This is a genomic window from Streptomyces sp. CC224B, from assembly GCF_030010595.1.
GTDB lineage: Bacteria > Actinomycetota > Actinomycetes > Streptomycetales > Streptomycetaceae > Streptomyces > Streptomyces longispororuber.
In genome coordinates, this window is sequence record NZ_JASCXL010000181.1 from 1 (window position 1) to 12438 (window position 12438).

Annotated in this window: 10 protein-coding genes, 1 other RNA gene and 2 pseudogenes; 2 read left to right on the forward strand and 11 right to left on the reverse strand. The window is 73.1% G+C overall.

All coding sequences use genetic code 11. The features are described from left to right. Window positions 1-801, reverse strand: a pseudogene (locus QK440_RS39445) (hypothetical protein); the annotation flags it as partial. Window positions 802-1001: 200 nt separating this feature from the next. Next, a complete protein-coding gene (locus QK440_RS39450) occupies window positions 1002-2051 on the reverse strand; it encodes a LysR family transcriptional regulator (protein ID WP_282798087.1) in 1050 nt (349 codons plus the stop codon). 83 nt (window positions 2052-2134) lie between these two features. Between QK440_RS39450 and QK440_RS39455 the strand changes: the two genes are divergently transcribed. Next, window positions 2135-3490, forward strand: coding sequence for an MFS transporter (locus tag QK440_RS39455; protein WP_282798088.1), 1356 nt, complete (start codon window positions 2135-2137; stop codon window positions 3488-3490). Here the strand turns inward: QK440_RS39455 and dacB are convergent. The 6 genes from dacB to ftsE all read right to left on the reverse strand — a co-directional run bounded on the left by dacB (window position 3471) and on the right by ftsE (window position 9286). Next, window positions 3471-5066, reverse strand: a complete 1596-nt coding sequence (gene dacB / locus QK440_RS39460) for a D-alanyl-D-alanine carboxypeptidase/D-alanyl-D-alanine-endopeptidase (protein ID WP_282798089.1) — start codon at window positions 5064-5066, stop codon at window positions 3471-3473. The genes QK440_RS39455 and dacB overlap by 20 nt on opposite strands. A gap of 167 nt (window positions 5067-5233) precedes the next feature. After that, window positions 5234-5604, reverse strand: a transfer-messenger RNA (tmRNA) gene (gene ssrA, locus QK440_RS39465). A gap of 133 nt (window positions 5605-5737) precedes the next feature. After that, window positions 5738-6265 (reverse strand): SsrA-binding protein SmpB, encoded by a 528-nt coding sequence (smpB, locus tag QK440_RS39470; RefSeq protein ID WP_282798090.1) that lies wholly within the window; start codon window positions 6263-6265, stop codon window positions 5738-5740. A gap of 18 nt (window positions 6266-6283) precedes the next feature. Continuing rightward, window positions 6284-7477, reverse strand: a complete 1194-nt coding sequence (locus QK440_RS39475) for a S41 family peptidase (RefSeq protein ID WP_282798091.1) — start codon at window positions 7475-7477, stop codon at window positions 6284-6286. A gap of 101 nt (window positions 7478-7578) precedes the next feature. After that, entirely contained in the window at window positions 7579-8496 is a 918-nt protein-coding gene (ftsX, locus tag QK440_RS39480) for a permease-like cell division protein FtsX (protein ID WP_282798092.1), read from the reverse strand. A gap of 100 nt (window positions 8497-8596) precedes the next feature. Then, the gene (ftsE, locus tag QK440_RS39485) at window positions 8597-9286 is read right to left on the reverse strand and encodes a cell division ATP-binding protein FtsE (RefSeq protein WP_282798093.1); all 690 of its coding nucleotides are present in this window, start codon (window positions 9284-9286) and stop codon (window positions 8597-8599) included. Window positions 9287-9544: 258 nt separating this feature from the next. On the opposite strand from ftsE, the gene QK440_RS39490 reads away from it, so the two are divergent. After that, the gene (locus QK440_RS39490) at window positions 9545-9739 is read left to right on the forward strand and encodes a hypothetical protein (protein WP_282798094.1); all 195 of its coding nucleotides are present in this window, start codon (window positions 9545-9547) and stop codon (window positions 9737-9739) included. Between the two features lie 190 nt (window positions 9740-9929). Here the strand turns inward: QK440_RS39490 and QK440_RS39495 are convergent, their stop codons facing one another. From QK440_RS39495 to QK440_RS39505, 3 genes and pseudogenes are all read right to left on the reverse strand, one after another. Continuing rightward, window positions 9930-10682: a hypothetical protein gene (locus QK440_RS39495; RefSeq protein WP_282798095.1), complete on the reverse strand. Its 753-nt coding sequence runs from the start codon at window positions 10680-10682 to the stop codon at window positions 9930-9932. A 349-nt stretch (window positions 10683-11031) separates the two neighbouring features. Beyond that, window positions 11032-12138: a peptide chain release factor 2 gene (gene prfB / locus QK440_RS39500; RefSeq protein WP_282798096.1), complete on the reverse strand. Its 1107-nt coding sequence runs from the start codon at window positions 12136-12138 to the stop codon at window positions 11032-11034. 119 nt (window positions 12139-12257) lie between these two features. Then, window positions 12258-12438, reverse strand: a pseudogene (locus tag QK440_RS39505) (serine/threonine protein kinase); the annotation flags it as partial.

The following is a 12438-nucleotide window of genomic DNA, read 5'->3' on the forward strand; positions in this document are numbered from 1 at the left end:
CGGCACCGGGGCGGACGGGCTGTCCGGCGCGCCGTCCTCGGCGCGGTGGGTGGTGGGCGCGGCGGCACCCGGCCCGCCCGACGGCACGGCGGCCGGGTCCGGCGCCGGCCCGCCCGTCGTCCGGGGCGGCCGGGGCGAGGGCTCCGTACCGGGCACGCTGACGGAGCGGGGCGAACTGACCGGCCGCGCCGAGACGTCCGGGGCGTCCACCGTGCTCGCGGGCTTCTCGGTCCGGGGCTCCGGCACCGGCGGCCAGGGCGCGCCACCGGTGCCGGTGGTGAGCGTGGCGACGACCGCCGCCGCGCACCCGGCGCAGGCGAGGCCGACCAGCACGGCGACGCGGCGGTACCGCCGGCCGCGGCTCCCGGACGCGTCGCCGGACACCGGGCGCCTCCACGGGCGGAGCCGGACGCGGGACACCGGCCACCTCCGACGCCGCGAGCCGCCACCGGACCCCGGTCGGCGGTGGCCGGGGGGCCTGTCCCCGGCCACCGGTCGGCCGCGGCCCCCGGGCCCGTCGGCCGTGGGGGAGGTGGCGGAGGCGGCGGAGGGGTCCGGAACGCCGTCCATGACGCGGGTGTCGCCCAGGGTCCCCGCGGGCCCGCCCGCCGCGAGGCGGCCCAGGTCGTCGAGTCGCACCGTGGCGTCGTGCGGGTCGTACGCGTGAACCGCCGGAGCGGGGCGCGGGCCGGGCAGGCCCTCCGCCGTCTCCGCCGTGTCCGTCGTCTCCGCCGTGTCCGTCCCGGGGGCGTACCGAAGGCGCTCCGGCGGGCCCCCCGGCGGCACGGCGCTGTCGGGCACGTCCGTCGGCCTGTCCGGACCGGTGTGTTCCCGCCATTCCTCGCCGCGCACGCGCAACCCCCAAGGGACCGATGCGGGTGCGCGTACGACGCCCCGGGCACCGCCGTCCGGACCGGGCCCCCTCCCGGACCGAGCGCCCCTTTTACCGCACCGCACCCGGGCCTCGAACGTAGCGCACGCCGGTGGCGGCCGTGTTTTCGTCAGGCGCGGCTCATCATGATGAGTGCATCGGTGTCCGAAAGCCACCCGTCCGCCGGCCGGTTCAGCCATCCTTCGGCCGCCGCGACCTCGGCCGCCGCGCGCCGCAGCGCGTCGAGGCCGGGGTGGCTCGCGCCGCGCCGCCACACCAGCGACACCGGTGCCAGCGGGACCGGGTCGACGAGCGGCCGCAGCACCGCGCCGGGCAGCCCGGGGAAGTCGACGACGGCGAGGACCGGGTGCCGGTGCTTGGCCATGATCCGCGCGGACTCCTCGGGCCCGACGGCCATCGGGGCGGGCGGCGCGACCTCGATGCCCCGGCCCGCGAACAGCCGCCGGGCCAGGTCGGTCCACTCCAGGGTGCGGTCGTTGCCCGCGCCCGCGTACACCCGCTCGCCCGCGAGCCGCCCCAGCGGCACCTCGTCCAGGGCCGCCAGCGGATGCCCGTCCGGGAGCAGCACCGCCATCGGCTCGTACCGCACCGGCTGCTGGGCGAGCGCGGCGCGCAGGCCCTCGGGCAGCCCCGCGTAGCGGCCGAAGGAGGCGTCGAGCCGCCCGGCGACGATCTCGGCCGCCGCGCCCGTCAGGCCGCTCTCGAAGCGGGCCATCAGCTCGCAGTGCGGGGCGACCCGGCGGGCCCGCTCCAGGACGCGCCCGAGGGCGAGCCCCGGGGTGTTGAGGTCGACCAGCAGGGGGCGGCTCACCGCGCTCCCGCGCGCGAAGGCCGCCGCCAGTTCCTCCTGCGCCTCCAGGACCCGCCGGGCGTACGGCAGCAGCCGCTCGCCGTCGGCCGTCAGCGCGACGTGCCGCGTCGAGCGCACGAACAGATCGGCCCCCAACTCCCGTTCCAGGCGCCGCACATCACGGCTGAGCGCCTGCTGGGCGACGTACAGGCGGGCGGCGGCCCGGGTGAAGTGCCGTTCCTCGGCGACGGCGACGAAGGCGCGCAGCAGCCGTGGGGCGACATCGCGGGGCGTCCCGGGCGGTGGAGTACCCCCGGGCTGTGGAGTACCCCCGGACGGTGGAGTGACCGCGGACGGTGGAGTGACCATCCGGGGAATTTACAACGCCAGTGCGTGAATCGCTTCCTGACAGGTGTTGGACCGCTCCCGGGGGCGGCCATGAGGCTGGAGCCATGCCGCAAGCACCCTCCGACTCCCCCGTCATACCTGCCCCGTCCGCCCCGTCGTCCGCTCCCGCGGACCCCGCCCCCGGCGGCGCGTCCGCCGTGGGCGCGCGCCCCCGCCGCAACCCGTACGCCCGTCTCTTCGCCGTCCCCGGAGCCGTCGCCTTCACCGCAGGGAACCTCGTCGCGCGGCTGCCCATGGGCATGTTCAGCGTGAGCGCCGTGACGATGATCGCCGGGTCCCGGGGCTCGTACGCCCTCGCGGGGGCCGTCACCGCCACCGGTCTCGCGGCCACCGCCGTGGTCGCGCCCTGGACGGCGCGGCTCGTCGACCGGCACGGGCAGGCGCGCGTCGCGGTGCCCGCGACCGTCATCGCCGTGCTCGGCTCGCTCTCGCTGCTGCTGTGCGTGCGGTACGGGGCGCCGGACTGGACCCTGTTCGCCTCGTACGCCGCGACGGCCACCGTGCCGAACACCGGTGGCATGTCACGAGCCCGCTGGGCCCACCTCCTGAAGGGCGACGTGCGCGCGGTGCACACCGCGAACTCCTTCGAGCAGGCGGCCGACGAGCTGTGCTTCATGCTCGGCCCGGTGCTCGCGGCCTTCCTGTGCGGGACGTTCTTCCCGGAGGCGGGCACCCTGGCCGGCGCCGTCCTGCTGCTGACCGGTGTCCTGCTGTTCGCCGCCCAGCGCGCGACGGAACCGCCGCCCCAGGGGCGTTCGGGCACCGCCGCGAAGGCCCGGTCGCCGCTCCGCGCGCGGGGGATGCCCGCCCTGCTCGTCGTCTTCCTCGCGACCGGCGCCGTCTTCGGCGCCATGGAGGTCGTCACGATCGCCTACGCCGACGAGCGCGGCCACAAGGCGGCGGCGGGCGCGGTCCTCGCCCTCCAGGCGGCGGGGTCGTGCGCGGCGGGGCTCGTCTTCGGCGCCGTACGCCCGCGCGGGCCGCTGCACCGCCGCCGGGTGCTGTGCGCGGCGGCGATGGCGGCCCTGACGGGGCTGCCGCTGCTCGCCACCGCCGCCACCGGTTCGCTCGTGGTGCTCGCCGGGGCGCTGCTGTGCGCGGGCATGGCGACCGCCCCGGCGATGGTGACCAGCATGACGCTGGTCCAGCGGCTCACCCCCGAGGGACAGGCGAACGAGGGCATGACCCTCGCCGTGACCGGCCTCCTCGGGGGCATCGCCTGCGGCGCGGCGACGGGCGGCTGGACCGTGGAGCACCTGGGCGCCGCCACCGGTTACGCGGTGCCGGTGGCCGCCGCGTGCTGCGCGCTGCTGCTGACCCTGGCGGGCGGGGACGCCACGAGGCAGGGCACCCGGAAGCGGGGCGCCTCCCAGGACGCCGTCAGCAGCGGGCGGGCTTGACCCACGAGCACTCGAGGTCGCCGCCGTCCCGCTCGCCGGCGCGCCGGGCGCGCGGCTCCACCAGGACCGCCCCGTCCTCGTCGGACGTTGCGAGGGTGACGACGATCGCGTCCTCCAGGGCCTTGACCGAGGGCACCAGGTGGTTGTTCAGGACGACGCTGAAGACCAGTTCGCGTCCACCCGCGTCGGTCACGTAGCCGGAGAGGGCGGACGCGCCGGTCAGCGTCCCGGTCTTGGCGCGGACGTTGCGGGCGGCGGGCGTCCCGCACATGCGCGAGCGCAGCGTGCCGCCGACGAGCTTGTCCGGCTCGCACGCCACCGGCAGCGACCGGTACCAGTCGGCGAACCAGGGCTCGCCCTTCGCCGAGCGCAGCAGCTCGACGAGCTGGACGGCGGGGACGTTGTTCTTGCGCGAGAGCCCGGAGCCGTCGGCCTGGCGCAGCCTGCCCGGGTCGACGCCCGCGGTCTTCAGGTAGCCGCCGATCGCCGCGAGCCCGTCGCCCCAACTGCCCGGCCGTCCGGTCGCCTTGTGGCCCATGGCCTTCGTCAGGTGCTCGGCGTGCATGTTGTTGGACAGCTTCATGAAGGGGAGCAGCAGGTCCCTGAGCGGCATGGAGGCGTGCGAGGCCAGCTCACGCGCCCCCTTCGGGGTGGCCACGCCCGCTTTCGTCGGCCCGCCGACCTTCACGCCGTGCGCGGCGAGGGCGTCCCGGAAGACCGCGGCCGCGTACCGGGTCGGCTCCCAGACGGTGACCCACTCCTTGGCGGCCGCCGCCCCGGCCGGGACGGAGCCGCTGACGGTGATGGTGTTCTTCCCGTGCCGCCGCTCGACGGCGAGGGTGTTCGCGCTGCCCGCGGCGCCCGTGGTGGCGCGCAGGTCGATGTCCACGTAGTCGGTCCGCGGGGTGAGGGAGACCCGCGGCCTGTCGCCGGGCGCGGCGCCGGGCGTCACCGCGACGACGACGGTGCCCGTGTCGTAGTCCGTGTCGGGGGCGAGGCTGAGCGCGGAGATCTGCGCCGCGTAGTACGACGACTCGTCGTCGGCGCCCCAGGTGTCGCCGACGCGCCGGTCGTCGAACCGGGTGTCGTCGGCGACGAGCCGCCCCGTGACCCGCCGGACGCCGGCCGCGGCGACCTTCGCCGCCAGCGCGTCGTAGTCCTTGGCGAGGGTCGTCGGGTCGCCGGTGCCGCGCAGGTACAGGTCGCCCTTGAGCACGGAGCCCTGCCGCTTGCCGTCGGCGAGCACGTCGGTGGTGAACCGGTGGTCGGGGCCGAGGAACTCCAGGGCGGCGGCCGAGGTGAGCATCTTGGTGTTGGACGCGGGCATCAGCCGCCCGGTGGGCCGGTGCCGGTAGAGGACGTCACCGGTCTCGGCGTCGGCGACGACGACACTGGCGACGCCGCCCTCCATGCGGGGATCGCCGAGGATGGTGTCGATGGCTTCGGGGAGCCCACTGCGCTCGGCGTCGGCCCCGGCCGGGGCTCCGAACGTCAGCGAGGCGGCGGCGACGCCGAGGACGGCGGGCCAGATCCAGTGGCGCATACGGGTGTTGACGCGGCTCACGGGTCTACTCATGAACCTGGAGGATCCTGGATGCCGGTCGGGCGCGACAGTAGGCAGCACCGAAGCCGCGCTGTCGGGGGTGCGGGTGGCGGAGCCCCCGCCGTGCGCGGCGAAGCCGCGCAGACATGACGAAGGCGACGTGGCCCGCGCTGTCCGCGGGCACATGTCGCCTGTCGTCTTCGTGGAGATGGCGGGAATCGAACCCGCGTCCAACGGTGCAGAATCAGGGCTTCTCCGTGTGCAGTCCACTGCGCTTTTCTCAGCCCCGGAGATCTCGTGGACAAGTCTCCGACGGGCTCAGTCACTGTTTGATTTCCTCCCAGGCCCCGTGACCGGGCCTAGAAGTTTAGTTCCCTAGCTGATGCCAGGATCCGGGTCGGGAACAGCCCCGGGCTGACACTTCGCGCAGTCGCTACTTAGGCAGCGAGGGCGAAGGAATCGCGCTTGGTGTTGGCGATTATTGGTTGCGACATATGGTTAACGAGATCATTGCCGCTTCCTCGACACGCTTCCCCTGCTTCGACATCCGCTGTCGAAACCGATCATCCCCATGTTGTTTTTTCAATCCCCTCCGAGGAGGGCCCTCCGGAGAGGGTGTCCGTCCCGGCTGTGCGGGACGTGGTCCATCGTACGTGACCAACGTGGGACGGTGCCAGCCTATTCCGCCGGGGCCCTGAGCCCGCTCAGGCGATGCCCTGGCGGCGCCTGACCGCGGCGACCGCGCGGTTCGTCTCCCGCATGTCCTGCTTCTCCCGCAGCGTCTGCCGCTTGTCGTACTCCTTCTTGCCCTTGGCGAGGGCGATCTCGACCTTGACGCGGCTGTCCTTGAAGTACAGCGCGACCGGCACGATCGTGTGCCCGGTCTCCTGGGACTTCGACTCCAGCTTGTCGATCTCCGCGCGGTGCAGCAGCAGCTTGCGCTTGCGGGTGGCGGAGTGGTTGGTCCACGTGCCCTGCACGTACTCCGGGATGTGGACGTTGTGCAGCCAGGCCTCGCGGCCGTCGATCTGCACGAAGCCGTCCACCAGGGAGGCCCGGCCGAGCCGGAGGGACTTGACCTCCGTGCCCATCAGGGCCACGCCGCACTCGTACGTGTCCAGAATGTGGTAGTCGTGCCGCGCCTTCTTGTTCTGCGCGATCATCCGGGGGCCGGAGGACTTGCCCTTGGCCTCGGCCTTCGCGGCCTTGCGCTTCACCTTTTCCTTAGCCATAGTGCGGCCATTTTCGCACTACGAGGGGGGTCCGAGGCCAGTCAATACTGTCTCGGCCCGCTCCTGGGCGCCGTTCTCGACCTCCAGGTCCGGGGTGATGCCCCGGCCGTCGACCGCACGGCCCGAGGGGGTGCGGTAGTGCCCGACGGTCAGCTCGGCGACGGAGCCGTCGGGCAGCTCGCTCGGCATCTGCACCGAGCCCTTGCCGAACGTCCTGGAGCCCACGACGACCGCGCGGCCGCGGTCCTGGAGGGCCCCGGTGAGCAGCTCGGCCGCGCTCATCGTGCCGCCGTCGACGAGCGCGACCACGGGTCTCGCCGTGTCGCCGCCGGGCCGGGCGTGCAGCGCGCGCTGCCGCCCGCGGTCGTCGTACGTCGCCACCAGGCCGCCGTCGAGCAGCGCGGAGGCGGCGGTGGCGGCCTCGGAGACCAGGCCGCCCGCGTTGCCCCGCAGGTCCAGGAGGACGCCGGCGCCCCGGGGAGCCTGCCGCACGGCCGCGCGCACGGCCTCGCCGGAGCCCTTCGTGAACGCGTCCACCCTGATCTTCACGGCGCCCCCGGAGAGCCGGGTGACCGTCACGGAGTTTGCCGACAGGCGCTCACGGCGCACGGTCGTGCTCCACGCGCGCGTGCCGCGCTCCAGGCCGAGCGCCACCGGGGTGCCCTCGCGGTCGCCGCGCAGCAGGGCCACGACGTCCGTGACGGGGCGGCCCTTGACCTCGCGGCCGTCGACCGTGGCGAGCCGGTCGCCCCGGCGGACGCCGGCGCGGGCGGCGGGGCCGTCCCGGCGTACCTTCGCCACCTCGATACGGCCGTCGGCCGCGCGCCGGGCCCACAGGCCGACGCCCGTGTAGGCGCCGTCCAGGGCCTGCTCGAACTCCTCGAACTCGCCTTGCGAGTACACCGACGCCCAGCGGTCGCCGCTGCGGCTGACGACCTCCTCGGCGGCCTCCGCGGCCTCGGCGCCGGACTTGCCGTCGGCCATGGCCTCGGCGGCCGCGTCCGCCGCGTCACCGGCGGAGCCGCGGTCGTGGCCGTCGTCGCGCAGGGAGACGACGGAGCGGGCGGAGGGGACGGCGTTCCGGCCTTCCTCGTCGTCCTCGCTCCAGGAGCCGGTGGCCGCGCCGGCCGCGAGGACGCTCGCGAACACCAATGTCAGGGCCGCGCCGCGGCGGATGCGGCGGGGCGCGGTGAGCCAATCGGGGCCTGACATGTCGGTGAGTCTAGGACAACCACGGGCGCCGCACGGAAGGTTGACCGTCACGGCGCCCGAGGCACTCCTCACATCAGCGCCACCGCGTACCGCCGGGCCGCTCACACCTTCAGGTACTTGCGCAGCGCGAGGAAAGCGGCAAGGGCGGGCATCAGCAGGCCGATCACGAGGACCAGCGGCAGCACGGCGAACACGGAGTCCCAGCCGATGAAGTTGATCAGCGTGAGCTTCTCGGAGAGCTCCAGGCCGTGGTCGATGATGAAGTACCGGCCGAGCAGCAGGAAGCCGCAGGCGAGGGCGCCGCCGATGAGCCCGGAGACGGCGGCCTCCAGGATGAACGGCATCTGGATGTAGAGGCTGGAGGCGCCCACCAGGCGCATGATCCCGGTCTCCCGGCGACGGCTGAACGCGGAGACGCGTACCGTGTTGACGATCAGCATCAGGGCGACGACCAGCATCAGCGCCATCACCGCGAGCGCGGCCTTGTTCATGCCGTTGAGCAGCTCGAAGAGGTTGTCCAGGACGCCCTTCTGGTCCTCCACGGACTGCACGCCGTCCCGCCCGGAGAAGGCGGTCGCGACCACCTGGTACTTCTCGGGGTCCTTCAGCTTGATGCGGAACGACTCCTGCATCTGGTCCGGCGTCAGCGAGCTGGACAGCGGGGAGTCGCCGAACTGCTCCTTGTAGTGCTTGTACGCCTGGTCCGCCGTCTCGTGCTGGACGGTGTCCACGACCGACATCTTCTTGAGGTCGGCGAGGATCTGCTCCTTCTGCTCGTTGGTGACGGCGCCCTTGGCGCACTTGGGGTCCTGCTCGGCGTCCGCCTTGTTGCACAGGAAGATCGAGACGTTGACCTTGTCGTACCAGTAGCCCTTCATGGTGCTCACCTGGTCGCGCATGAGCAGCGAGCCGCCGAACAGGGCGAGCGAGAGGGCCACGGAGACGATGACGGCGAAGGTCATCGTGAGGTTGCGGCGGAGACCGACGCCGATCTCCGACAGGACGAACTGGGCGCGCATGGCGGCCTTTCGGTGGATCAGGTGGAACGGAGGGTTCCGGCAGGCGGGTCGTCGGTACCGGCGGTGTCGTCGGTACCGACGGCACCGCCGGGTGGACGGGTCAGTGCTGGTAGCCGTAGACGCCGCGGGACTGGTCCCGGACGAGGCGGCCCTTCTCCAGCTCGATGACGCGCTTGCGCATCTGGTCCACGATCTGCTGGTCGTGGGTCGCCATCACGACGGTGGTGCCGGTGCGGTTGATGCGGTCGAGCAGCTTCATGATGCCGACGGAGGTCTGCGGGTCGAGGTTGCCCGTCGGCTCGTCGGCGATCAGGAGCTTCGGCCGGTTCACGAAGGCCCGGGCGATCGCGACGCGCTGCTGCTCACCGCCGGAGAGCTCGCCCGGCATCCTGCCCTCCTTGCCGCCGAGGCCGACGAGGTCGAGCACCTGGGGCACGGACTTGCGGATCTCGCCGCGGGACTTGCCGATGACCTCCTGGGCGAAGGCCACGTTCTCGGCGACGGTCTTGTTCGGCAGGAGGCGGAAGTCCTGGAAGACGGTGCCGAGCTGGCGGCGCATGTGCGGCACCTTCCAGTTGGACAGCCGGGCGAGGTCCTTGCCCAGGACGTGCACCTGGCCGTGGCTGGTGCGCTCCTCGCGGAGGATCAGCCGCAGGAAGGTGGACTTTCCGGAGCCGGATGACCCCACCAGGAAGACGAACTCGCCCTTCTCGATCTCCAGCGACACGTCGCGGAGCGCGGGACGGTTCTGCTTCGGATAGGCCTTGGAGACATTGTCGAATCGGATCACGGATGCACCACGGGTAGCCGGGGGTAGGTGAGCGTGACCATACGCGAACCGGGTCCGGGAGCGCAGTCGGCGTCCTGAGTTGCGCGTTTTGTCGCCATGAGCGCGGCCAGGAGGGGGAGCGCCCGGTCAAAAGCGGGCCCCTCCCGGCGGAACGGAGGGGGCCGCGCCGAAATCCGCGGAAGCTGGCACAGTGGTAGGGGGAACGGTTGGCGTCCCTGAAGCGTTGGGCAGGCTGAGACTGTGCGGGAGGAGAAGCGCATGACCTTTGACAGGTTGGTGTGCGCGAACTGCGCGGCGCCTGTGAGCGAGGGCCGCTGCCCCGTGTGCCGGGCCAGCCGGGAGCGGATGCAGCAGCAGGAGGGCTCCTTCGGCGGCCTCAGCCCCGCGACGCTGATAGGGCTGCTCGTCGTCCTGATCGCGGCGATGGCCCTGCTGGCGCACCAGACCGCGTAGCGCCGGCCCCGGGGCTCCGGGACCGCGCCCGTCCGCCGACAGCGGCAGGCACGCCGCCGGAGCGTCGAAGGCTTCCCCCGCCGGATCGTCGACCAGAGCCTCGAAACCACGAGCGTCGAAACCAGAGCGTCGAAAAGGGCCCGGAGCGCATGGCTCCGGGCCCTTTCCCGCTTTTTTACCCCCGGGAGGGTTACGCGGCGGCGCCGCGGTTGCCGACCAGCCGCGGCAGGAAGCGGAAGCCGATGCCGCCCGCGATCATCGTCGCGGCACCGATGACCAGGAAGGTCACCTCGGTGGCACCGGTCTCGGCGAGCTCGCCGTCGTTCTTGCCCTGGCCCCGGTCGGCGACCCGGTCGACCTGCTGCGGGGCGGTGCCCGTGTCGGTCAGGCTGTCCTTGCCCCGGCCCTGCTCGACGACGTCGGAGCCGCCGCCCGCGGGGTCGGCGCCGTTGCCGCCGGTGACGCTGCCGCCACCACCGTTGCCGCCACCGGTGCCGCCGCCGTTGCCGCCACCACCGTTGCCGCCGTTGCCGCCACCGGTACCACCGCCGCCCGTGCCGCCGTCACCCGGCTCGGTCGGGTCGCCGGAGGGCGGGTTCGTCGGCTGCGGGTTCGTGGGCTCCGGCGGGTCGGTCGGCTCCGTCGGCTGCGGCGGCTCCGTGGGGAGCGGCGGGTCCGTGGGCCCCGGCGGGTCGGTCGGCTCCGTGGGCTCGTCCGTCGGCTCCGGCGGGTTCGTGGGCTCCGGCGGGTCGTCGTCGTCACCCGGGAGGTCCACGTCGACCCCGATGCCGTTGTCGTCGGCGGAGGCGCTCGCGCCCGTGCCGCCCAGGTCGACGCCGACGTCCAGGGCCGAGGCGGCGCCCGCGGCGGTCAGCGACGCCCCTGCGGCGATCACTGCGCCGGCGGCTATCCGCGCGATGCGGATCCGCGTCTTCTTGGTCATCAGGCTGCTACCCCCAGTAGCTGAAAACGTCAGTGAGGCAGCGCCCGGGGCCCGGGATCACGGGGCGGCTCCACGGCCCCCCGGATCACACACACCCCAGCGATACGCATGCCGCCCGCTAGCCTTTCCAGTTTCCAGAACACCGTCAAGGACGTTGCGCGCGCGATGCCCGTTATGCGCTCAGTTGACCGTCGAGCGGACATACGACTGTGACGTAAAACGCGCGGGGCACCCACAACTGGCCCCTACAGCACGGCAACCGCGGCCCCGAAGGGCCGCGGTTGCCGGGAGTTCCACACGTCGCGACGGCGGCCCCACGTGGTACCGCCGTGTCGACAAAGCGCCGAAATTACTTCTCCTGCTGCTTGCGCCAGCGAATTCCGGCCTCCAGGAAACCGTCGATCTCGCCGTTGAACACCGCTTCCGGGTTGCCGACCTCGCACTCCGTACGCAGGTCCTTGACCATCTGGTACGGGTGCAGGACGTACGAGCGCATCTGGTTGCCCCAGGAGTTGCCGCCGTCGCCCTTGAGCGCGTCCATCTTGGCTCGCTCCTCCTGGCGGCGGCGCTCGAGGAGCTTCGCCTGGAGGACGTTCATCGCGGTCGCCTTGTTCTGGATCTGCGAGCGCTCGTTCTGACAGGAGACGACGATGCCGGTCGGGATGTGCGTCAGGCGGACCGCGGAGTCCGTGGTGTTGACGCCCTGCCCGCCGGGGCCCGACGAGCGGTACACGTCCACGCGCAGCTCGGACTCGTCGATCTCGACGTGGTCGGTCTGCTCGACCACCGGCAGCACCTCGACGCCCGCGAAGGACGTCTGGCGGCGGCCCTGGTTGTCGAACGGGGAGATGCGGACCAGGCGGTGCGTGCCCTGCTCCACGGAGAGCGTGCCGTACGCGTACGGGGCGTGGACGGCGAAGGTGGTGGACTTGATGCCCGCCTCCTCCGCGTACGACGTCTCGTACAGCTCCGTCTTGTAGCCGTGGCGCTCCGCCCAGCGCAGGTACATCCGCTGGAGCTTCTCGGCGAAGTCCGAGGCGTCCACGCCGCCGGCCTCCGCGCGGACGGTGACCACGGCCTCACGGGCGTCGTACTCCCCGGAGAGCAGCGTGCGCACCTCCATCTCGTCCAGCGCCTTCTTGACGGCCGTCAGCTCGGACTCCGCCTCCGCGCGCGTGTCGGGGTCGTCCTCCTCCTCGGCCATCTCGAACAGCACGCCCAGATCGTCGATGCGCCCGCGCAGGGCCTCGGCCTTCCGCACCTCCGCCTGGAGGTGGCTCAGCTTGCTGGTGATCTTCTGCGCCTCTTCCGGGTCGTCCCAGAGTGACGGCGCTGCCGCCTGCTCCTCGAGCACGGCGATGTCTGCCCTCAGCTTGTCGAGGTCCAGGACGGCCTCGATCGACTCCATGGTCGAGGAGAGGGACTTGAGCTCTTCGGATACGTCGACGACTGCCACGACACCAGCGTAACGGCTGCGGCAAGTGTCCCCTCCGCCTGGCGGGGGCCCGCCCACCCGTGACCACCCGGCTTTGCCCGCCCGGCCCCGGCGCCCGCACTCTCCCGCCGTCGTGGTGGTCAGGGCGTCGGCGGGGCCGTGGTTTCGGGGGTGCGGGCCGGGGGGTCGTCCGTGGTGGTGGCGTACCAGGCGCCTGCGCCTATCGCCGCGGCCAGCGCCGCCCCGGCCGCGCCCAGCGCGATCCGGCGGCGCCGGGCCGAGGCCCGGTTGCGGGCGGACCCGGGGCGGGCCGCGCCCGCG

Coding starts and splice junctions, on each gene's coding strand:
- QK440_RS39450 (WP_282798087.1), bottom strand. CDS start 2,051: ATGGTCACTCCACCGTCCGCGGTCACTCCACCGTCCGGGGGTACTCCA.
- dacB (WP_282798089.1), bottom strand. CDS start 5,066: ATGAGTAGACCCGTGAGCCGCGTCAACACCCGTATGCGCCACTGGATC.
- QK440_RS39455 (WP_282798088.1), top strand. CDS start 2,135: ATGCCGCAAGCACCCTCCGACTCCCCCGTCATACCTGCCCCGTCCGCC.
- ftsX (WP_282798092.1), bottom strand. CDS start 8,496: ATGCGCGCCCAGTTCGTCCTGTCGGAGATCGGCGTCGGTCTCCGCCGC.
- QK440_RS39495 (WP_282798095.1), bottom strand. CDS start 10,682: ATGACCAAGAAGACGCGGATCCGCATCGCGCGGATAGCCGCCGGCGCA.
- smpB (WP_282798090.1), bottom strand. CDS start 6,265: ATGGCTAAGGAAAAGGTGAAGCGCAAGGCCGCGAAGGCCGAGGCCAAG.
- QK440_RS39475 (WP_282798091.1), bottom strand. CDS start 7,477: ATGTCAGGCCCCGATTGGCTCACCGCGCCCCGCCGCATCCGCCGCGGC.
- QK440_RS39490 (WP_282798094.1), top strand. CDS start 9,545: ATGACCTTTGACAGGTTGGTGTGCGCGAACTGCGCGGCGCCTGTGAGC.